This window comes from Burkholderia cepacia ATCC 25416, from assembly GCF_001411495.1.
Lineage (GTDB): Bacteria > Pseudomonadota > Gammaproteobacteria > Burkholderiales > Burkholderiaceae > Burkholderia > Burkholderia cepacia.
In genome coordinates this window covers 679,825-699,608 of record NZ_CP012982.1, presented here as the reverse complement: position 1 = coordinate 699,608, position 19,784 = coordinate 679,825, and the positions used below count along the sequence as shown (strand labels likewise).

The window sequence follows — 19,784 nt, the reverse complement described above, 5'->3', positions numbered from 1 at the left end:
GCATGGATCTGTTGACCCTGGCCGGTGTGGTGTTGGGCGGCGCGGCGATCGTGTTCGGTTTCGCGCTCGAGGGCGGGCATTTCCCGATGCTGTTCCAGTTCGAGGCCCTCGTCATCGTGCTCGGCGGCACGCTCGGCGCGGTGATGATCCAGAACACCTGGGCACGCTTCTTCGACGCGGTGAAACAGTTGCGGCTCGCGTTCGTGCGGGCGCGCGAGGTCGATCGCAAGAACCTGTCCGACCTGCTCGAATGGGGCGACCGCGCGAAGCTCGACGGGCTGCTCGCGTTCGAATCGATGGACGTGAGCGGCATCCATCCGTTCGCGCGCCGCGGGCTCGAACTGCTGGCGAACGGCGTGTCGACCGCCGTGCTCGAGGACGCGTTGCAGCGCGAACTCGATGCGTACGAACGCAGCCGCCTGGCGGCCGCGCGCGTGTGGCAGCAGGCGGGTGGATATGCGCCGACGTTCGGCATTCTCGGGTCGGTGCTCGGGCTCGTGCAGGTGACGAGCCACATGCTCGAACCGGCGCAGCTCGGGCCGGGCATCGCGGTCGCGTTCATCGCGACGCTGTACGGGCTGGCGTTCGCGAACCTCGTGTTCCTGCCGCTTTACGGCAAGCTGCGTGCGCAGATCGACAGCGAGCTGCGGTTTCGCAAGCTGTATCTCGACGGTTTCCTGGCGATATCGCGCAAGGAATCGCCGCATACGATCGAAACGCGCCTGACCGGCGACGTGCGCGGGCGCGCGGTGGAATCGCTTGCGTGACGCGCGTGTGTCGGACGACCAACCGGGATTTCCAATCGCATGACTGCTCGAACTGACGGTGCCTCCGCCGCCGATCGCGACGACCACGAAGTCGAAGGCGCGCAGTCCGGCCGCTGGCTGATTTCGTACGCGGATCTCATCACGACGCTGATGGTGCTGTTCCTCGCGTTGTACGTGCTCCAGCTCGCGAAATACAACGCGCTCGACGCGCGGTACCAGACGCTTGCGCGGCAGGCTGGCGGTGCCGCGAGTGCTGCCGATGCGGCTACGCCCGACCATGCGCCGCCGTGGCTCGCGTTGCTCGATTCGTTGAAGTCGAACGGCCGGATTTCGCTCGTGAAGGCGCCGCATGGTGTCGAGATCGGCATCGACGCGAAGATCCTGTTCAACGTCGGCGATGCGCGCTTGCTGCCTGATTCGTCGCCGGTGCTGAACCAGATTGCGCAGGCGCTGAGCGAGCACGCGACCGGAGACATCCTCGTCGAAGGGCATACCGACAGCCTGCCGATCGCAAACGCGAAATACGAATCGAACTGGGAGCTGTCGTCGGCGCGTGCGGGGAGCGTCGTGCGCTACCTGACCGAGCGCGGCGTGGCGCCGCATCGCCTGGCGGCGATCGGGCGGGCCGATACGCAGCCGCTCGTCGCGGGCGACGATGCGGCTTCGCGGGCGCGAAACCGGCGCGTCACGATCTTCGTCGCATACTGATTTGCGCTGATCGCGAGTCGACAGGCGGCCGGCCATGTCCGCCTGATAACAACATAACGAATCTCGCATGATGAACATCTGAAATCCGCGATGCGGTTCCGCGCGTGCGTGCCGATAACCCAAACTGGCTCAGACCGAGCGGTTACCGAGGGTTCCCCATGCACTTCTGGCGCAAGCTTTCCATTCAGAACAAGCTGATTCTCAGCATGACGAGTTGCCTGCTCGTGTTCGTCGCGATCTCAAGCGGACTCAGCATCCGTCTGATCGGCAACGCGGTGCGCGATCGCGTCGTCCGCGAGGAGCTGCCGACGGCCGTGAACGGCATCCGCGCCGACGTGCAGCGGCAGATGGCCGGGCCGATCGCCGCGTCGCGGATTCTCGCGCGCGACGCGTTCCTGCTGCAATGGGAAGCCGACGGCGAACCCGACGCCGGCACGCGCAACTGGATCCAGCTCGCGAAGAACGTGAAGGACGAGCAGAAGGCCGCGTCGGTGCAGTGGGTGTCCGTGAAGAGCGGCAACTACTACAACGAATCCGGCCTGCAACGGAAGGTGACCGACAAGGATCAGTGGCTGACCGGCTTCCTGTCGTCCGGCAAGGCGTTCGACGTGAACATGGACCGCGAGGTGACGGTCGGCGGCTACATGATGTTCATCAACAGCCGCGTCGAGCTCGACGGCGTGCCGATCGGCGCGGCCAGCATGAGCCTGTCCGTCGATGCGCTCGCGAAGGGGATTGCCGCCTACCGGATCGGCGAGACCGGGTTCGCGTATCTCGTGCGTCCCGACGGCGCGATCATGATGCATCGCGATTCGTCGCTGATCGACGGCAAGCATTTCATGAAGGACCAGCAGGGGTTGCCCGGCGATGCGTCGTCGACGCTGCTGGCCGGCAAGCCGTATGCGTACCTGAGCTACGACGGCGACGGCGGCGCGCGCTTCATCGCGACGTCGTTCATTCCGGAACTGAACGCGTATGTCGTTGTCGAGGTGCCGCAGGCCGAACTGCTCGGGCCGGTGACGCGCGCGATCCGCAGCGCGGCGCTGGTCGCGGCGGTGGTGGGCCTCGCGGTTGCGCTGCTCGTGATCTGGCTGGTGGGCCGCGCGATTGCCGCGCCGATCCGCCGCGCGGCGACGCTGCTGTCGGAGATCGCCAGCGGCCAGGGCGACCTCACGCGCCGGATGACGGTCGAGAGCCAGGACGAAATCGGGCAGTTGTCGGATGCGTTCAACCGGTTCGTGTCGTCGCTGTCGACGCTGGTGCACAGCATTCGCGCGGCGTCCGCGTCGATTGCCACGGGTTCGGCGCAGATTGCGTCGGGGAATGCTGATCTGAGCGAACGCACCGAAGGGCAATCGAGCAACCTGGAGCGGACGGCTTCGTCGATGGAAGAGATCACGGCCGTGGTGCGCAACAACACCGAGACGGCCACGACGGCCGCGAAGATGATCAACGGCGCGTCGGATACGGCGGCGCGCGGCGGCCAGGTGGTGGGGGAGGTCGTGACGACGATGGAGCAGATCAGCAACGCGTCGCAGCGGATCTCCGAGATCATCGTGATGATCGACAGCATTTCGTTCCAGACGAACATTCTCGCGCTGAATGCGGCCGTCGAGGCGGCGCGGGCCGGGGAGCAGGGGCGCGGGTTTGCGGTGGTGGCTTCGGAAGTGCGGAATCTGGCGCAGCGCAGCGCGCAGGCGGCCAAGGAGATCAAGGCGCTGATCGAGCATAGCGCGGGCACGGTGAATACCGGATCGCGGCTGGTCAGCGAGGCGGGGAAGGTGATGAGCGATGTCGTGTCGCAGGTGCAGGGCGTGAGCGCGATGATGAGCGAGATCGCCGAAGCCAGCCTGGAGCAGAGCGCGGGGATCGATCAGATCGGCGATGCGGTGCAGTCTTTGGATCAGATGACGCAGCAGAATGCGGCTTTGGTCGAGGAAAGCGCAGCGGCGGCGGCGAGCTTGAAACAGCAGGCGGCGGAACTGACGAGGCTCGTGTCGGCTTTCAAGGTGGATGAATAAAGGCTGATTCGCGATTTAGAATGGAGCGTTTCTGAGGGACGGCTGCCGTGGGTTGAGCCGGGCAAAGGCTTGAACCTGGACTCGGAACTGATCAAGCAACTGGTGCCCGGAACGCTGGATCGGGCGACGATCAACGAGCAGCTCGCGGCGCTCAAGAAGGCGATCTTCGAGCGCGCTGGGCGGTGAACCGATCCACCACTTGGGCTGGAGGTATCCGGAATTTCGTGTGTGAGGCAGGTTAAAACTCAGATTCCGATACTAAAGCGCTCTGGGTAAAGCAGCGCGAACTGGGTCATCGCGCTCTTCCAATCGTGCCGGGAGCCGGTCCACTTGGCAACGACGTTGCGCAGTGCCAGCCAGATCAGCTTCAGCGCGGCCTCGTCCGACGGGAAGTGGCCGCGTGCCTTGATGATCTTGCGAAGCTGCATGTGCAGCGACTCAATGGCGTTCGTGGTGTAAATGATCTTCCGTATGTCCGGCGCGAACGCGTAGAAGGGAATCACCTGCTCCCAGGCTCGCCGCCAGAGTGCGGCAATTGGCGGGTATTTCGTGCCCCACGGTCCAGCGTCGAACGCGTCCAGCGCCACGGCGGCCGCCTCGGCCGTCGGTGCTCGGTAGATCTCCTTGAGCGCGGCGGCAGCCGACTTGCGATCTTTCCAGCTCGCAAAGTCCAGCGAGTTACGGATCAGATGCACGATGCATGTCTGAACCGTCGTTTCCGGGAACACGGTGTTGATCGCTTCCGGGAAGCCCTTCAGGCCGTCAACCACGGCGATCAGGATGTCCTGCACGCCACGCAGTTTCAGGTCGTTGACGACCCGCAGCCAGAACTTAGCGCCCTCGGTCTGCTCGATCCAGAGGCCGAGCACGTCACGTGTGCCGTCGCGGCGCACGCCGAGCGCCAAGTAGATCGCCTTGTTGCGGACCACGCCTTCGTCGCGAATCTTGACGCGCAAGGCGTCAAAGAACACGACCGGATACATCGGCTCGAGCGGCCGCTGCTGCCATTCACGCACTTCGTCGATCACCGCATCGGTCACTGTACTGATGAAGTCCGGCGATACCTCGATGCCGTACATCTCCAGCAGGAACCCCTGAATCTCCCGCACGCTCATGCCGCGCGCGTACATCGCGATGATCTTGTCGTCGAAGCCGGTAAAACGTCGCTCGCCCTTGGCAATGAGCACCGGATCGAACGTCCCTTCGCGGTCACGCGGAATCTCGACGTCGAGCAGGTCGTCGTCGGTCGTGATGCGCTTGCGACTGGTGCCGTTGCGGTGGTTCGTGCTGTCCGACGGCTTGGCCTCGCCCTTCTCGTAGCCGAGATGGTGGGTCAGTTCGCCGCCCAGCGCCCGCTCGAAGATCGCCTTCTTGAGTGCGGCAAGCTGCTCGTTGATCGTCGCCCGGTCCAGCGTTCCGGGCACCAGTTGCTTGATCAGTTCCGGGTCCAGGTTCAAGCCCTTGCCCGGTTCGATCGTCACTTCTTCCTTGCGTTTGCGTGGCATAAAAGTGGCTCCTTGGTCGCCAGTTTATGCCTCGCACACAAAGTTTCGGATAGGCTCCTTGGGCTACGAGAAGGGCGAAGCCAAGCCGCGAACGCCGCGCCTCACACCCACTGCCACCTTCAAGAACTGTCACGGTCGCACGGCCCGCGAGGCTGCACTGCGCTTGCCGAAATAGCCGCACGGCGCCACATCAACGCCCGCTGTCACGCCGCTTCACGATCGTTCCCCGCTGCAATACATACTCGACCCGTGCTCCCTCATCGGCCACAACCCCGATATCCTCGAGCGGATTCCCATCGAGCACGGCGAGGTCGGCGATCGCACCCACGGCCACCACCCCAAGCTGCCCCGGCATATTCACGATCTCCGCCGCCACCGTAGTCGCTGACCTGAGTGCTTCCAGATTCCCAAGCACCTCCGCCCGAATCCGGAACTCACCGGACTGAAACGCGTGCATCTCGCCGAGCAGATCCGACCCGAACCCCATCTTCACGCCGGCCTTCGCATAGATCTCCAGCGACTCGCGTCCTTTCTGCTGCACGGAAGCCACCTTCGCGACGGAGTCGGCGGGCATCCCGAACTCCGCGCCATGCTTGGCCAGCGCGTCATAAGTCACGAGAGTCGGCACCACAAACGCCCGATGCTCATGCATGATCTTCGCGGCCGCTTCATCCACGAGATTCCCATGCTCGATCGTCCGCACACCGCATCGCACCGCCCGCGCAATCGCCCGCCCCGTATATGCGTGCGCCATCACGTAGGTATTCGCAGCCTCAGCCTCATCGACGATCGCCCGAATCTCATCCTCCGAATACTGCGTGTTCGCAATCGGATCAGTCGGCGAAGCCACGCCACCTGACGCCATGATCTTGATCTGCGTCGCGCCTTTCTGAATCTCCTCACGCACGGCGAGCCGTACCCCTTCGACCCCATCGACAACCCGCGCAATCGCCCCCGTCCTGAAACAGCAAGAGCAGGGCTCCAGCAAATCTCCCCGAGGACGAAAATCCCCATGCCCGCCGGTTTGCGACAACGCCTTCCCCGACGGAAAAATCCGCGGCCCCGGAATCAGTCCCGTCTCGACCGCCTGCATCAAACTCCAATCCGCGCCCCCCGCATCCCGCACGCTGGTAAACCCACGCGACAACATCGCATCGAGAATCGGCAGCGACCGGATCGCCGCGAGAATATTCGGCTGCGTCGCATTCGCGCCAAGGTTTGCGTTCGAAGCCAGCACATGCACATGGCAATCGATGAACCCCGGCATCACGGTCTTGCCGCGCACGTCGATCACCTGCGCATTCGGAAAATCCACCGGCCGATCGGTGACTTCGACGATCCGCTCGCCTTCGATCACGACATGATGATGTTCGAGCAACGCGCCTCGTTCGAGGTCGAGCACGTTGCCGCCTTGAAGCACGGTAATGGTCATGGGAGAAATGTCCTTATCGAGTCGTTGAGGCCGCACGCTTCGCATCCTTCACGAAGCGCGTGCCGACGAAACTGACGGCCGCCGCGAGCATCACGTAGAACGCGGGCGCCATGTTGCTGCCGGTGCGGGCGATCAGCCATGTGATCAGAAACGGCGCGAACCCGCCGAAGATCGTCACCGCGAAGTTGTACGCAACGGAAAGCCCGGTCGACAGCACCTTGGTCGGGAACAGCTCCGCGAACGCAGCGAGGATCGGCCCGGTATAAGTCGCAATCAGTACGCCGAACACGGCCTGGAACACGATCAGCGACGTGAACCCGGGCGCATGGTTGATCCACGCGAACATCGGCCACGCCAGCACGAGGATCGCGAGCGCTGAGCCGGACAGGAACGCGCGCCGTCCCCACACGTCGGCGAGCCGACCGACGATCGGCGAGCAGCACATGATCATCAGTCCGCCGACCATGCCGGCCGCGAAGCCGGTCGATTGCGGCAGATGCAGTGTGCGCACGGAATACGTCGGCATGTAGAACAGCAGCACGTAGGTACAGACCGTCCACAGAATGACCATTGAAAAACTCGCGAAGGTTTCGCGCGGGTAGGTCGACAGCACCTCCTTCAGCGGCGAGCTTTCCTTCGCCTGCGATTCGACGGCGCTGAACGCGGGCGTCTCATCGATACGACTGCGGATGAAGTAACCGACCGGCCCGACGACGATCCCGAGCAGGAACGGCAGCCGCCAGCCCCAACTGTGCAGCGCCTGCGTATCAAGCGACGTGGTAACGAACGTACCGGTCGCCGCGCCGAGCAGCACCGCGAAGCCGATGCTCGACTGGATCCAGCTGGAGTAATACGCGCGCTTCTCCGGCGGCGCGTATTCGGTGAGGAACGCGGTGGCACCGCCCATCTCGCCGCCGGCCGAAAAACCTTGCAGCAGCCGCGCGACGACGATCAGGATCGGCGCGGCGATGCCGGCCTGTTCGTAGGTCGGCGCGATCCCGATGAGCGCGGTGCCGGCCGCCATCAGCAGGATCGTGAGCGACAGCGCGGCCTTGCGTCCGACCTTGTCCGCATACACGCCGAGCACGATTCCGCCCACCGGCCGCATGAAGAAGCCGACGCCGAACGTCGCGACGGTCAGCAGAACGGACGTCAGTTCGTTGCCGGTCGGGAAGAACAGCTTCGCGATGATCACCGCGAAGAAGCTGTAGACGGTGAAGTCGAACCATTCGAGGCCGTTGCCGATCACGGTCGCGACGATGGCGCGGCGGCGTTGCTGCACGGCCGCATCAACGGCAGGCGCGGCGCGCGGGGAAAGCGTTCCTTGCATGGTCTCTTCCTTTGTCAGAAGCCGGGACGGCTGCCCCGCGTGAATCTCATGCTAAGGACAGCCGGATTTTTTTCTGAAACGAAAGATTCGCATGCACGCATGCGCTGTACGCATGCATTGCGCTCAGGACGCGGTCTGCTTCTCCGCCTGTTCGAACAGCCAACGCGTGAACAGGCGGGCGGCGTGGTTCTGCGCGCGGTCGTTGGGCGAGATCACGTAATAGCCGCCGCCGTGGCTTGCGGACGCGTCCGTCACGCGCACGAGCAGCCCGGCTTCGATGCATGCGTCGATCATGTAGCGCCAGCCGAGCGACACGCCCTGGCTGAGTATCGTCATCTGCACGATCTGCGGATACGAATTGATTGTGATGTCCTGCGGCTGCGCCTTTTGCCGGTCGACGTCGTTCATGTCGAACCATTCGGACCACGACATCCATTGACGCTGCCCGTCTTCGAGGCGCAGCAGCGTTTCGTTCGCGAGGTCGGCCGCGTTCAGCGTGCGGCCGGCCAGATAACCCGGCGCGCAGACGGGAAACACTTCCTCGTCGAAGAGCTTGCGCGCGGTGTATTCGGCCGGTGCCTGCTGGCGCACGTAGTAGACGCCGACGTCGAATTCCGCCGGCGACATCGACGCAAGGCCGTCGCGCACGATCAGGCGCAGCTTGACGTTCGGATACGCGGCGCGAAAGTCTGGCAGCCGCGGCGTCAGCCAAAGCACCGCAACGCCGGACGAGCACGCGATCGTCAGCTCGAGATCGCCGTACGGTTTCATCACGTCGTGCGTGGCTTCCGCGCATTGGGTGAGCAGATGGTGGACCTGCGCCGCGTATTGCTCGCCGGCGATCGTCAGCCGCAGCGAGCGATGCTCGCGGACGAACAGCGAGCGGCCGAGGAATTCTTCCAGTTGTTGAATCTGACGGCTGATCGCGCTTTGGGTCAGGTGCAGTTCGGCGGCGGCTTTCGTGAAGCTCGCATGTCGCACGGCGGCTTCGAACGCGACCAGGCACTGTAGAGGCGGAAGAGGCGTGATGCGCATGGCAGGCGGGTAGTCGGAGGGGGCTGCCGACATGATACGGACTGAGCGAACGGAAATCACAAGGAAAGACGGGCGTTGCCGATCAGCGTATTCGTCCGGAGATTGTGCGCAACGCGCGCCCGGCCGGGTAACGCGCGCAGCCGGTTGGGGCCACATCGATTCGCCCGAAAAGCGGATCGCGAGGTAAAACAGTTACAAGTTAGCAGTTGACGCGCGCCAGCCCGGCGGTTAGTGTACGCATCGAAGTCCAAGAAGTCCGATTGCTGTTCATCAATTGCTCGCTTTCCACAGCGGTATTCGTTGTCCTCTCCCTCCTTGACGCTTCACGCGCTCTTCAACGGCGCAAATCTCTCTATTTTTTTCTCAAGGAATCTTCATGGATACCGGTATCGTCAAGTGGTTCAACGACAGCAAGGGTTTTGGCTTCATCACGCCGGATAACGGCGGTGACGACCTGTTCGCCCACTTCTCCGAAATTCGTGCCGACGGCTTCAAGACGCTGGCTGAAAATCAGAAAGTGAGCTTCGAAACGAAGCAGGGCCCGAAGGGTCTGCAAGCGGCCAACATCACGCCGCTGTAAAGTTTGAAGGGCCCGGCCTTCCACGACGGACGCCGGGTCGCAGCGACACCCCCACGGAGCTTCGTCTCCTGAAGTTGGCGCGATTGCTCTTAGCTGCATCTGTTCATTCAGCAGCTCGCCAAGCGCCACACGCCTCGTTGCACTTCATTCCCCCCTCCGGCAGCAACGCCTCACTTTCGTTTTCCGAAAGCTTCAGATTCAGCTTGCAATAGCTTTGAATCGGCGCGTCCGTGCATATTGCGCACGGCATGCGCGCACTCGAACATGATTAAAATTAAAAATGCAAAACAAACGAATTCAACAATACAACGGCTATGCCGTCCAACCCTCGGCGCATCGTTTGCCCGACGGTAGTTTTTCATCCAACCTGGTGCTCGAACGTACCGACAGCACACCCGCGGAAGGCCGCTACCAGTTCTATTCGCTCGACTACTTCGCGAGCGAAGCGCAGGCACTGCGGCACTCGGCTCGCTGGGCACGTCGCTGGATCGACACACGCGGTTAAAGGTAACGCCGCGGTACCCGACACCCAACGCAGATGAGTCACCCGGGCGCGCACGACAACGCGCGTCCAACCTTCGCGCGCGATCGATTCGTTACGCTTCGATTCGATCGGCGCGCCACGTTCTCCCGGTTCAGGAGCTGGCCTGTCGCCGAGCATGGTCGGCGGACACTTGAACGCGCTCGTACAACGCGAGGCCACGCGTACAGGTGCTCGTCGCCTCGCATCATTCGTGCGAAGATTGGCCGCACATCACACTCGCCCGAGAACGACGTGACCCCATTCAACCCCGAGAGCAAACCGGATACCGCCCACCCGCCCTGGATGCCCGTCGCGATGGCGGAACTCGGCATCCGCCGCCATCCGCCCGGCAGCATCAATCCGCGCATCGTCGAATACAACAACCAGACGAACCTGGTTGGCTACGACGACAAGATTTCCTGGTGCTCGTCGTTCGTCAACTGGTGCATGACGCACGCCGGCATTCGCGGGACGGGCTCCGCGCTCGCGCGTTCGTGGCTCGAATGGGGCCGGCCGCTGGAGCGCCCTGTGTACGGCTGCATCGCGATCCTGACGCGCGACGATCCCGCGAGCTGGAAAGGGCATGTCGGTTTCTACCTGCGTCACGACGACGAGCACGTACATCTGTTCGGCGGCAATCAACTGGAAGAGGTGCGCGAACTCGCGTACCCGTTGAACGAAGTGATCGGCTACCGCTGGCCCGACGCCGTCTGACCAACCGCCGCAGCGCAGACAAAACTTCGAACATCGCCTTTCAAGCGGCGGCTAATTTGTCGCACACACCGTATCGATCCACGCGGAGCCTGCCGACGCGCCCGCCCCTGTAATACGCGGTTGCAAGGCCCGCGGCGGCGGCACGAGGGAAAGTATGCGGCTGCCGGCGCGCCGCGTTCCAGATCGTCCCGCATGCAACCAGAATCGGCGTGCTAGAGTAAGTCGGCATTCCTCCTCACCCGAATCCTCCCGAACCGCCATGAGCTATCTTCCCCAACTCGCCGCAGTCGGCGGCGTGATGTTGCTGGCGTGCGTCAGCCCCGGCCCCGACCTGATCGCTGTTTCGTCCCATGCGCTCGGCAATCGCCGTGCGGGTTTGCTGGCCGCGTCGGGCATTGCGTCGTCGCATGCCGTGTGGGCGGCGATGGCGATTTTCGGGCTCGGGCTGATCGTCGCGAAGCTCGCGTGGCTGTACGAGGCGATCCGCATCGCCGGTGCGGCTTACCTGATTTACCTGGGCATCAGAACGCTGTCGGGCCTGCGCCAGTCGGCACGGCAGGCTGAAGCGGCAAGCCAGCCGATCGTTCGCGGCGGCGTGCATGCATACCGGAAAGGGCTGCTGGTCGGCCTGACCAACCCGAAGGCCGCCGCGTTCTTCGGCAGCCTGTTCGTCACGCTGCTGCCCGCGCATGCGCCGGCATGGGTGCATGGCGCGACGCTGGCCGTAGTCGTCGCCGTATCGCTGACATGGTTCTGCACGGTGGCCGTGCTGTTCTCGACGAACCGCGTGCAGACGGGTTACGCGAGACTGCGCAAGCCGATCGATGCGGTGATGGGGACGATCCTGTTGGGGCTCGGCGCGAAGCTGGCGCTGGATCGATAACGCTGCGATGAACGTGCTCGGCCCGATCCTCATCGGGCTCCTGCTGGCTGCCGGAGTGTTCGCTGCGATCCGGTTCTGGCACAAGCTCATCACGCGTATCGTCACCGTCATCGCGGGGCTGGGCGTTGCGTGGCTGGCGGTTTACCTGATCGCGTTGTCGTCGGTCAGATGTCTGGGGTCGTGCGGTTGACGAGCGGGACGCCGGCAAGTGTTGAGGCCGGCGTCGTATCGTGATCACGTTCAGTTCTTCGCCACCGCCTCCACCGTCGGCCCACCCGCCGTGTCGTTCCTGCTCCACCCGCCCCCAAGCGACCGATAAAGCGCGACCGCCGCCAGCGCATGCTCGCGCCTGACCTGGTTGAGCGAATCCGAATCCCGCAGATACACCTCCTGCGCCGACAGCACATCCAGAAAATCCGTCGCGCCACCCTTGTAGAGCTGATTCGCCAGCCCGAGCGCCTTGTCCGACGAAGCGAGCGCACTATCGAGCCGCCGCGTCGCCTCATCGGCGCTGACGAGATTCGCACGTGCATCCTCGACTTCCCGCAACGCCTGCAGCATCGTCTGCCGCAACCCGAGTTCCGACTCGCGCATCCGGCTTTCGCTCTGCGAGATATCGGCCGTAATCCGCCCCGCATTGAAGATCGGGCTCGTCGCGCTCAGCGCCGCGCTGAACAGGTTGTCGGTCAACGTCGGCAACCCGAGATAGGAAGCCGCGAGAATCCCGTCCGTCAGGTTCAACGAAAACTTCGGATACCGCTCGGCCTTCGCCACGCCAACTTGCGCCGCCCGTCGCTCGACCTGCGCATACGCAGTCAGCACATCGGGCCGCCGCAGCAACGCCTGCGAAGGCAACGTACCGGGTGCGCCAGCGGGCGGTGCGGGAATGTCGCCGGCCTGCGCGAGCACGAGCCGATCGACCGATTCCGGCGTGCGCCCCGAATACACGGCAATCAGGTTGAGCTGATGCGAGATCTGCGCCTGCGTCGGCGGAATCCGCGCTTCGAGCGCGTCGAGCTGGTTCTGCGCACGCGTGACGTCGAGTTCCGTCGACAGCCCGAACGCCTGTCGCTTGCGCGTGAGTTCGAGCGCATGCTGCCGGATCTTCGCGTTGTCCTGAAGGATCTTCAGTTCCTGCTGTGCCCAGCGCAGATCGACATACGCGGACGCCGCATCCGCTGCGAGCGCGAGCCGCATCGCATCTTCCGCATGCTTCTGGCCGACGAATTCCGCCTGCGCGGCGAGCAGGTCGAGCCGTTCACCGCCGAACACGTCGGGCGACCAGCTCAGTGCGAGCCCCGCGCCGGCCTGCCGCACATAGCCGAGCGGCGGTGGCGTGTTCTGGCGTGCGTCGGCCGCATGCGCGGTCGCGTCGAGTTCGGGCAGCAGCACCGCGCGCTTCTGCACGGTCAGCGCCTGCGCCTGCTTCACGCGTTCGGCGGCGGCCTGCAGATCGAGGTTGCCGTCGAGCACGACCGCGATCAGCCGGTCGAGCACGGGATCGTGGAATTGCGCCCACCAGGCGGCGGCGTCGATGTCCGCGCGCGGCACGTCGGTATCCCATGCGGCGGGTGCGAGCGTCTGGACGGATTCGGACAGCGCCGGATGCTGCGCGGGCTGCACCGCGCACCCGGCGGCGAATGCGCTGACAGCCAGCGCGACGAGTAGCTTTTTCATGATGATGACCCTGGCCTCAGTGCGCGTCCGGCGGCGGCGCGTTCAACGTAATGGGTTTGGAAAACACGACGGCAAACAGCGCGACGACGAAACACAGCGACAGCACGTAATACGCATCCGCATAAGTGAGCGTCAGCGCTTCGCGATAGATCAGCCGATGCAGGTTCGCGAGCCCGGCCTGCGCGGTATTCAGCGTATTGCCTGCGACGGAGCCCCAGTACGCGGCCTGTCGATCGAGCAGCGACGCGATCTGCGGCTCGCCGGCGCTCACGTGCTCGTTCAGCCGCAGGTAGTGAAAATTCAGCCGGTCGTTGAGCATAGTCGCGCTCACCGCGATGCCGATCGCCCCGCCGAGATTGCGCATCAGGTTGAACAGGCCGCTCGCCGATTTCAGCCGCGACTGCGGCAGCGAGCCGAGCGCCATCGTGACGATCGGCGGCACGCTGAACTGCTGGCCGATGCCGCGCAGTGCCTGCGGCAGCAGCAATTCGCGCCAGCCCCAGTCGTGCGTGATCGGCGTGTACAGGTAGCAGCCGAGGCCGAAACAGATCAGCCCGAACACGAGCAGCGCACGCAGGCTGAAGAAACGCGCGGCGAACGCATAGGCGCAGAGCGCGACCAACTGGAACGCACCGACCGACAGCAGCGCGATGCCGATCTGCAGCGAGCTGAATGCGCGCACCTGCGCGAGAAACAGCGGCGTCAGGAACACGGTCACGAAGATCCCGATGCCGGTCACGAACGACAGCAGGCTGCCGATCCCGAAGTTGCGCACGGCGAGCGCGCGCAGGTCGACGATCGGATCTTTCGCGGTCAGCGCATGCACGAGGAACAGGAAGCCGCAGATGCCGGAGATCCACGCGCAGATCACGATCGCGTCGTCGCCGAACCAGTTCTTGCGCGGGCCTTCCTCCAGCACGTATTCGAGGCAGCCGAGGAAACCCGACATCAGCACGATGCCGAGGTAGTCGCCGCGCTTGATGAGGCTCAGGTCGGGTTCGTCGATATGCACGTAGCGCGGCACGAGTGCGGCCACCGCGATGCCCGGTACGAGGTTCAGGTAGAACAGCCAGTGCCACGACCATTGATCGGTGATCCAGCCGCCGATCACGGGGCCGATGGCCGGGGCGAGCGACGCGAGCGCGCCGATGGTCGTCGACGCGATCAGCCGCTGCCGGCCCGGGAACAGCACGAACGCGGTGGTGAACACGGTCGGGATCATCGCGGCGCCGAGCGCGCCCTGCAGCCCGCGAAACAGGATCATCGAGTTGATGTCCCACGCGAGCCCGCACAGCATGCTCGTGATCGTGAAGCCGACGGCCGACGCGACGAACAGCCAGCGCGTCGACATCACCTTCGACAGCCAGCCCGACATCGGGATCACGATGATCTCGGCGATCAGGTAGGCCGTCTGCACCCACGACAGTTCGTCCTGGCTGGCGGACAGGCCGCCGCCGATGTCGCGCAGCGACGACGCGACGATCTGGATGTCGAGCGTCGCCATGAAGAAGCCGACGCACATCAGCGCGAAGGCGAAGACGCGCTGCTTCGTCGGTTGCGACGCCGGGTCGCCGGAAAACGCGGTGGTCATCGTCGTCTCCCGTTCAGTTCGCGCGACCGGTATGCACGGTGACGACCGCGGACAGGCCAGGGCGCAGCACGTGCTCGAGGCCCGGCTGCGGATCGAGATGCACGCGCACGGGCACGCGCTGGACGATCTTCGTGAAGTTGCCGGTCGCGTTCTCGGGCGGCAGCACGCTGAAGGTCGCGCCGGTCGCGGGCGCGAGGCTGTCGACGCGGCCGTGCAGGCGCGTGCTCGACGCATCGAGCGACACGTCGACGCGATCGCCCGCGTGCATCTTGCGAAGCTGGTCTTCCTTGAAGTTCGCGTCGATCCACAGTCCGGAAGCCGGCACGATCGTCAGCAGCGGCACGCCGACGTTCGCGAGCATCCCGACGCGGCCCGTGCGATTGCCGACGTAACCGTCGACCGGCGAGCGGATCGTCGTGTATTCGACGTTGAGCGCGGCGACGCGCTGCGCGGCGAGCGCGGTGTTCACGCGCGCCCGAGCGTCGGCGAGCTGCGCGCCGAGCACGTCGAGCTGCCGCTTCGACGCGAGCAGCGCGGCGTCGCTGCGTTCGACGGCGGCGCCGGCCTTCGAGTAATCGGCGTCCGCGCGTTCGACGATCTGGTTCGACACCGCGTCGGATTTCACGAGCTCGCGGTAGCGCACACGATCCGATGCGGCGCGCGTCAGCTCGGCCGACGAAGCGTTCTTGTCCGCTGCGTGCTGTCCGATCACCGCATATTGCAGTTGCTGCTTCGCCTCGAGTTCGGTCACGGCGGAGCGCGCGCTGTCGACTTCGGCGCTGGCCTGCGCGAGCTTCGCGTCGTAGTCGCGTGCATCGAGCTGCACGAGCACGTCGCCGGCCTTCACGCGCTGGTTGTCGGTCACGAGGATCTTGTCGACGAAGCCGTTGACCTTCGGCGCGAGCACCGTCACGTCGCCGCCGACATAGGCATCGTCGGTGCTTTCCTGGAAGCGCAGCACGAACAGCCAGTCGAGCGCGGCGGCGGCCACGACGACGACGACGGCACCCACCGCGATGCGCATCCACGGCACGCGGCGCTGTTGCTTCGCGGGTTGGTCGGTTGTGGCTGCTTCGCGTGACGCGGCAGCGCCTTGGGTCGTTTCCATCGATTCACCTATGTATATGCACGTATCAAAACGAAAGACGGCGTGCCGTCCGTCGGGGAAGTCGTCAATCAGCGTTCCGGCAGGTTGTGCGTGATCCGGAACAATTCGTCTCTGAGGCGGGCCGCCTGCGCCGACCCGAAACACCGCTCGAATGCCTCCTGCGCGGCGAGCCAGTGCACGTGCGCATCGGCGACCTTGGTTTCGCCGTGCTCGGTGAGTGCGAACGTCTGGCCGCGGCACGGCGGCTCGATCCGGCCCGCCACCAGCGCCGCGCCGACGAGCGGCTTGAGCGCGCGCAGCAGCGCGGTGCGTTCGATCACCAGCACGCTCGACAAGGTCGCCATCGTCAGGCCGGGCCGGTCGCGCAGCAGCGCGAGAATGCTGTATTGCGATGGCGTGACGCCCGCGCGCGACAGATAGCGCTCGTAGAACTGCGAGATTCGCCGGGCGGCTTGCCGGACCGCGAAGCAATCGTCATCGGTGAGCGTTGTCTTGTGCATGTGCACATGTTAGGTGGCAATACGGCGTGAAGCGAGCGGAGGCGCGGGATCAGATTGTTGTCACGGCTGTACCAATCGGCGTCAGGCGGCCGCCGGAACGATCCAGCCTTCGCGGTCGCAGTAGGCGGCCGTGTAGTCGATGAACGCCTTGACCTTCGCGGGCAGCAGCGCGCGGTTCGCGTACGCGAGCTTGATCTCGACGAAGGCATCGACGAGATCGGCGTCCGGCAGCAGTTGCACGAGCGCGCCCGACGCGAGTTCGTCCCCGACGAGCGTTTTCGGCACGACGCCGATGCCGAAGTCGTGCATCACCATTTCGCGGTTGAAGACGGGGCTGTTCGACGAGATGTCGAAGCGGAACGGCACGGTCAGCGTGTCGCCGTCGATGCGGAACGACAAGGCGGGCCGCCGCAGCGACGGCGACATCGGCACGAACGGATGGTCGGCCAGATCGGCCGGCGCTTGGGGATGCGAATGCGCGCGCAGGTACGCGGGTGTCGCGACGATCACGACCGGAATGCGTTCGACCAGCCGCACGACGGTCGTTTCGCTCGTCAGCATGTACGGCACGACGATGCCGATGTCGTAGCCTTCGCCGACGAGATCGACCGGGCGCTCGGTCAGCGTCACGTCGAGGCGCACCTTCGGGTGCGCGGCCTTGAAGCCGGCGATCAGCGGCACCAGCCGGTTCAGCGCGGCCGTCGTGTGCGCGACGAGCCGCAACAGGCCTTCGGGCTCGCGCGTCGGCGACTGCGCTTCCGCTTCGAGCGAGTCGAGCTCGTCCAGCACGGCCGCGCAGCGCTCATAGATGCGCTCGGCGGTTTCGGTCAGCGACACCTGGCGCGTGGTCCGGTGCAGCAGCCGGCTGCCGAAGCGCGCTTCGAGATCCGCGACCGCGCGCGACACGACAGGCCGGGCGAGGCCGAGCATGTCGGCTGCGCGCGTGAAGCTGCGCAGCTCCACCACCGACCGGAAGATCCGCAGCTTGTCGATGTAGTCCATGTTCGTCTCCTTGACGCGAGGGCCGGCCGCCGGCCTGGTTACGGCGGAGTGTACATTGACTTTATGCATATGCACATATAAATTGCGAGGCATGAACGACACCTCGATTGCCCAGGCGTGCAACTGTCTCGCGCTGCGTCAGGCGGCGCGCTTCGTCACGCAACTGTACGAACGCCATCTGGCCCCGGTTGGCGTCACGCCCGCCCAGTTCTCGATCATGTCGAACCTGACGCGCAGGCCCGGCCTGCTGATGAGCGAACTCGCCGATAGCCTCGTGATGGACCGCACGACGCTGCTGCGTGCGCTGAAGCCGCTGCAGCGCGACGGCTTCGTCGCGACGGCCGCGTCCGAGCACGATGCGCGTGCGCATGCGTTGAGCCTCACGAAGCCGGGCGAGCGCACGTTCGCGCGGGCGCTGGTTGCGTGGCAGGCCGCGCAGGACGAATTCGAGACGCAGTTCGGACGCGACCGCGCGAAGGCGCTGCGCGACGAGCTGTTCAGCGTGACCGCGGAACGCTAGACGAACCGGCGGCAAACTGGAGCGGAATTCGAGCCATTGCCCACTTCGGTGACGCTATATGGCTGAAATTGGTTTTTTAAACTGTCCAGATCGACGCGGATCTGGACAGTTTTTATTCCCAGTTGTAGAGTCCCCTGACGGATTTCACGGGCCGGCGCCGCCGGCACGCGTCAGAGGAGCAACCGATGCTGCAGTTGAGTGACCGCGACAGCGCCATGCTGCGCGGGGATTACGGCGATGGCGTCGCGCGCGCGATGCGGATCGTCGCACGCACGGCGCAGGTGATGTCCGCGCCGCACCTGATCGACATCACGTCCGCGCATATCGACGGCTGCCTTTACCACGGCCGGACGAGCCTCGACTTCGTCGAATATTTCGTCGACACCGGCGCGAAGGTCGCGGTGCCGACCACGCTGAACGTCGGGTCGCTCGACCTGATCCATCCCGAGCTGTACCACGGCGACCGCACGATCCAGCGCGACGCGCAGCGCCTGATGGACGCGCATCTGCAACTCGGCTGCGAATCGAGCTTCACGTGCGCGCCGTATCAACTGAAGAACCGTCCCGCGAAAGGCGAGCAGATCGCGTGGGCCGAATCGAACGCGATCGTGTTCGCGAACTCGGTGCTCGGCGCGCGCACCAGCCGGTATGGCGATTTTCTCGACCTGGCTGCCGCGATCACCGGGCGCGCGCCGTATGCGGGGCTGCATGTCGAAGCGAACCGCGCCGCGCGGATCGTGTTCAACGCGCCGGACTTCAGCCGCCTGCCGTCGCGCGACATTTATTTCGCCGCGCTCGGGCTGCTGATCGGCAGGATCGCGGGCGCGATCGTGCCCGCGATCGTCGGGCTGCCGGCGGATACCACCGAAGACGAACTCAAGGCGCTGGGCGCGGCGGCCGCCTCGAGCGGCGCCGTCGCGCTGTTCCATGCGGTGGGCATCACACCCGAGGCGCCGACGCTCGACGCGGCGTTGCACGGGCAGGCGGCGCAACGCACGGTCGACGTCGCGATGGCCGATCTCGACGAGATTCGCCGCACGCTGAACCACGGCGCGGCCGGCGACGCACTCGTCGCGGTGGCGCTCGGCACGCCGCATTTCTCGCTGGCCGAATTCCGCACGCTCGGCACCTTGCTCGACGCGTTCGACGGCAAGCCGGCCTGCGATTTCTACGTGAACACGAGCCGCTTCATCTTGTGGGAGCTGGAGGAAGCCGGCCTCGCGGAAAAATTCGCCGCGCGCGGCATTCAGATCGTCGTCGACACCTGCACGTACATCACGCCGGTGATGAAGCAACTGTCAGGGCTGGTGATGACCAATTCGGGGAAATGGGCGTCGTATGCGCCCGCGAACATCGGCGTGACGGTCGCGTACGGCAGCATGCGCGAATGCGTGCGGTCGGCGTTCGAAGGAAAGGTGCGATTCGATGACTGAAACGACGGGCAAGGGCTTGACGGGCGACACGCTCGTGCCGGGCAGCGCATGCGCGCGCGCGTTCGTGCTCGACAAGCCGCTCAGTTTCTGGGGCGGCTACGATTCGGGCGCGGGAAAGATCGTCGATCGCGGGCATCCGCAGGCCGGTGCGAGCCTCGCCGGCAAGGTGATGGTGATGCCGCACGCGAAGGGCTCGAGTTCGAGCAGCAGCGTGCTCGCGGAAGCCGTGCGCAACGGCACGGGGCCGGTCGGGATCGTGCTGAAGGAGCGCGACCTGATCATCTCGATCGGCGCGATCGTGGCGGCCGAGCTGTATGCGATCGCGGTGCCGGTGGTGTGCGTGACCGATGACGTGTACGACGCGATCGTCGCCGCGACTGGCGAGGTGCGGATCGAGGCGGGCGAGGGGGACGGTGGGGCGCGGATCGTCGTCGGTTGCTGACGCGTCGCGTGCG

20 protein-coding genes and 1 pseudogene are annotated in these 19,784 nt (G+C 65.0%); 12 read left to right on the top strand and 9 right to left on the bottom strand.

The genetic code is table 11. The features are described 5' to 3' along the window. The first annotated feature begins 2 nt into the window (after positions 1-2). From APZ15_RS20540 to APZ15_RS39585, 4 genes and pseudogenes are all read left to right on the top strand, one after another. On the top strand, positions 3-767 hold the full coding sequence (locus tag APZ15_RS20540; protein ID WP_027790960.1) for a flagellar motor protein: 765 nt from the start codon (positions 3-5) through the stop codon (positions 765-767). Between the two features lie 39 nt (positions 768-806). Beyond that, complete coding sequence (locus tag APZ15_RS20535; protein ID WP_027790961.1) at positions 807-1,475, top strand: OmpA/MotB family protein; 669 nt, start codon at positions 807-809, stop codon at positions 1,473-1,475. A 158-nt stretch (positions 1,476-1,633) separates the two neighbouring features. Continuing rightward, the gene (locus APZ15_RS20530; RefSeq protein WP_021157319.1) at positions 1,634-3,496 is read left to right on the top strand and encodes a methyl-accepting chemotaxis protein; all 1,863 of its coding nucleotides are present in this window, start codon (positions 1,634-1,636) and stop codon (positions 3,494-3,496) included. Positions 3,497-3,538: 42 nt separating this feature from the next. After that, positions 3,539-3,704: pseudogene (locus tag APZ15_RS39585) on the top strand (IS256 family transposase); the annotation flags it as partial. Positions 3,705-3,741: 37 nt separating this feature from the next. Here APZ15_RS39585 and APZ15_RS20525 read toward each other — a convergent pair. From APZ15_RS20525 to APZ15_RS20510, 4 genes are all read right to left on the bottom strand, one after another. Continuing rightward, positions 3,742-5,001, bottom strand: coding sequence for an IS256 family transposase (locus APZ15_RS20525; protein WP_027787261.1), 1,260 nt, complete (start codon positions 4,999-5,001; stop codon positions 3,742-3,744). 190 nt (positions 5,002-5,191) lie between these two features. Beyond that, the gene (locus APZ15_RS20520) at positions 5,192-6,433 is read right to left on the bottom strand and encodes a metal-dependent hydrolase family protein (RefSeq protein ID WP_027790962.1); all 1,242 of its coding nucleotides are present in this window, start codon (positions 6,431-6,433) and stop codon (positions 5,192-5,194) included. A 13-nt stretch (positions 6,434-6,446) separates the two neighbouring features. Continuing rightward, entirely contained in the window at positions 6,447-7,763 is a 1,317-nt protein-coding gene (locus APZ15_RS20515; protein WP_027790963.1) for an MFS transporter, read from the bottom strand. Between the two features lie 123 nt (positions 7,764-7,886). Then, complete coding sequence (locus APZ15_RS20510; protein ID WP_027790964.1) at positions 7,887-8,798, bottom strand: LysR substrate-binding domain-containing protein; 912 nt, start codon at positions 8,796-8,798, stop codon at positions 7,887-7,889. 376 nt (positions 8,799-9,174) lie between these two features. Here APZ15_RS20510 and APZ15_RS20505 point away from each other — a divergent pair, with 376 nt between their 5' ends. The 5 genes from APZ15_RS20505 (at position 9,175) to APZ15_RS20485 (ending at position 11,688) form a co-directional block, all read left to right on the top strand. Beyond that, positions 9,175-9,378 carry a cold-shock protein gene (locus APZ15_RS20505; RefSeq protein WP_027790965.1) on the top strand — a complete coding sequence of 68 codons (204 nt, stop codon included), beginning with the start codon at positions 9,175-9,177 and terminating at the stop codon, positions 9,376-9,378. Positions 9,379-9,658: 280 nt separating this feature from the next. Beyond that, positions 9,659-9,883 (top strand): hypothetical protein, encoded by a 225-nt coding sequence (locus APZ15_RS20500; RefSeq protein WP_021157316.1) that lies wholly within the window; start codon positions 9,659-9,661, stop codon positions 9,881-9,883. A gap of 321 nt (positions 9,884-10,204) precedes the next feature. Then, positions 10,205-10,615 (top strand): TIGR02594 family protein, encoded by a 411-nt coding sequence (locus APZ15_RS20495; protein WP_027790966.1) that lies wholly within the window; start codon positions 10,205-10,207, stop codon positions 10,613-10,615. 259 nt (positions 10,616-10,874) lie between these two features. Then, entirely contained in the window at positions 10,875-11,498 is a 624-nt protein-coding gene (locus APZ15_RS20490) for a LysE family transporter (protein ID WP_027790967.1), read from the top strand. Positions 11,499-11,505: 7 nt separating this feature from the next. Next, on the top strand, positions 11,506-11,688 hold the full coding sequence (locus tag APZ15_RS20485) for a hypothetical protein (RefSeq protein ID WP_027790968.1): 183 nt from the start codon (positions 11,506-11,508) through the stop codon (positions 11,686-11,688). 50 nt (positions 11,689-11,738) lie between these two features. Here the strand turns inward: APZ15_RS20485 and APZ15_RS20480 are convergent, their stop codons facing one another. The 5 genes from APZ15_RS20480 to APZ15_RS20460 all read right to left on the bottom strand — a co-directional run bounded on the left by APZ15_RS20480 (position 11,739) and on the right by APZ15_RS20460 (position 17,376). Beyond that, on the bottom strand, positions 11,739-13,175 hold the full coding sequence (locus tag APZ15_RS20480) for an efflux transporter outer membrane subunit (protein ID WP_027790969.1): 1,437 nt from the start codon (positions 13,173-13,175) through the stop codon (positions 11,739-11,741). A gap of 16 nt (positions 13,176-13,191) precedes the next feature. Continuing rightward, positions 13,192-14,766: a DHA2 family efflux MFS transporter permease subunit gene (locus APZ15_RS20475; protein WP_027790970.1), complete on the bottom strand. Its 1,575-nt coding sequence runs from the start codon at positions 14,764-14,766 to the stop codon at positions 13,192-13,194. Positions 14,767-14,779: 13 nt separating this feature from the next. After that, positions 14,780-15,874 (bottom strand): HlyD family secretion protein, encoded by a 1,095-nt coding sequence (locus APZ15_RS20470; protein WP_027790971.1) that lies wholly within the window; start codon positions 15,872-15,874, stop codon positions 14,780-14,782. A 68-nt stretch (positions 15,875-15,942) separates the two neighbouring features. Next, on the bottom strand, positions 15,943-16,374 hold the full coding sequence (locus APZ15_RS20465) for a MarR family winged helix-turn-helix transcriptional regulator (protein ID WP_027790972.1): 432 nt from the start codon (positions 16,372-16,374) through the stop codon (positions 15,943-15,945). Positions 16,375-16,455: 81 nt separating this feature from the next. Next, entirely contained in the window at positions 16,456-17,376 is a 921-nt protein-coding gene (locus APZ15_RS20460) for a LysR family transcriptional regulator (protein WP_027790973.1), read from the bottom strand. A 91-nt stretch (positions 17,377-17,467) separates the two neighbouring features. Between APZ15_RS20460 and APZ15_RS20455 the strand changes: the two genes are divergently transcribed. The 3 genes from APZ15_RS20455 (at position 17,468) to APZ15_RS20445 (ending at position 19,771) form a co-directional block, all read left to right on the top strand. Beyond that, a complete protein-coding gene (locus APZ15_RS20455) occupies positions 17,468-17,896 on the top strand; it encodes a MarR family winged helix-turn-helix transcriptional regulator (RefSeq protein ID WP_027790974.1) in 429 nt (142 codons plus the stop codon). Between the two features lie 185 nt (positions 17,897-18,081). Further along, a complete protein-coding gene (locus tag APZ15_RS20450) occupies positions 18,082-19,329 on the top strand; it encodes an aconitase X (protein ID WP_027790975.1) in 1,248 nt (415 codons plus the stop codon). After that, positions 19,322-19,771 (top strand): aconitase X swivel domain-containing protein, encoded by a 450-nt coding sequence (locus APZ15_RS20445; protein ID WP_027790976.1) that lies wholly within the window; start codon positions 19,322-19,324, stop codon positions 19,769-19,771. The genes APZ15_RS20450 and APZ15_RS20445 overlap by 8 nt, the downstream gene beginning before the upstream one ends. Positions 19,772-19,784: the final 13 nt, after the last annotated feature.

Bases quoted from the DNA above. Each gene is read 5' to 3' on its own strand.
- APZ15_RS20540 (WP_027790960.1), top strand. From the start codon at position 3: ATGGATCTGTTGACCCTGGCCGGTGTGGTGTTGGGCGGCGCGGCGATC.
- APZ15_RS20535 (WP_027790961.1), top strand. From the start codon at position 807: ATGACTGCTCGAACTGACGGTGCCTCCGCCGCCGATCGCGACGACCAC.
- APZ15_RS20530 (WP_021157319.1), top strand. From the start codon at position 1,634: ATGCACTTCTGGCGCAAGCTTTCCATTCAGAACAAGCTGATTCTCAGC.
- APZ15_RS20525 (WP_027787261.1), bottom strand. From the start codon at position 5,001: ATGCCACGCAAACGCAAGGAAGAAGTGACGATCGAACCGGGCAAGGGC.
- APZ15_RS20520 (WP_027790962.1), bottom strand. From the start codon at position 6,433: ATGACCATTACCGTGCTTCAAGGCGGCAACGTGCTCGACCTCGAACGA.
- APZ15_RS20515 (WP_027790963.1), bottom strand. From the start codon at position 7,763: ATGCAAGGAACGCTTTCCCCGCGCGCCGCGCCTGCCGTTGATGCGGCC.
- APZ15_RS20510 (WP_027790964.1), bottom strand. From the start codon at position 8,798: ATGCGCATCACGCCTCTTCCGCCTCTACAGTGCCTGGTCGCGTTCGAA.
- APZ15_RS20505 (WP_027790965.1), top strand. From the start codon at position 9,175: ATGGATACCGGTATCGTCAAGTGGTTCAACGACAGCAAGGGTTTTGGC.
- APZ15_RS20500 (WP_021157316.1), top strand. From the start codon at position 9,659: ATGCAAAACAAACGAATTCAACAATACAACGGCTATGCCGTCCAACCC.
- APZ15_RS20495 (WP_027790966.1), top strand. From the start codon at position 10,205: ATGCCCGTCGCGATGGCGGAACTCGGCATCCGCCGCCATCCGCCCGGC.
- APZ15_RS20490 (WP_027790967.1), top strand. From the start codon at position 10,875: ATGAGCTATCTTCCCCAACTCGCCGCAGTCGGCGGCGTGATGTTGCTG.
- APZ15_RS20485 (WP_027790968.1), top strand. From the start codon at position 11,506: ATGAACGTGCTCGGCCCGATCCTCATCGGGCTCCTGCTGGCTGCCGGA.
- APZ15_RS20480 (WP_027790969.1), bottom strand. From the start codon at position 13,175: ATGAAAAAGCTACTCGTCGCGCTGGCTGTCAGCGCATTCGCCGCCGGG.
- APZ15_RS20475 (WP_027790970.1), bottom strand. From the start codon at position 14,766: ATGACCACCGCGTTTTCCGGCGACCCGGCGTCGCAACCGACGAAGCAG.
- APZ15_RS20470 (WP_027790971.1), bottom strand. From the start codon at position 15,874: ATGGAAACGACCCAAGGCGCTGCCGCGTCACGCGAAGCAGCCACAACC.
- APZ15_RS20465 (WP_027790972.1), bottom strand. From the start codon at position 16,374: ATGCACAAGACAACGCTCACCGATGACGATTGCTTCGCGGTCCGGCAA.
- APZ15_RS20460 (WP_027790973.1), bottom strand. From the start codon at position 17,376: ATGGACTACATCGACAAGCTGCGGATCTTCCGGTCGGTGGTGGAGCTG.
- APZ15_RS20455 (WP_027790974.1), top strand. From the start codon at position 17,468: ATGAACGACACCTCGATTGCCCAGGCGTGCAACTGTCTCGCGCTGCGT.
- APZ15_RS20450 (WP_027790975.1), top strand. From the start codon at position 18,082: ATGCTGCAGTTGAGTGACCGCGACAGCGCCATGCTGCGCGGGGATTAC.
- APZ15_RS20445 (WP_027790976.1), top strand. From the start codon at position 19,322: ATGACTGAAACGACGGGCAAGGGCTTGACGGGCGACACGCTCGTGCCG.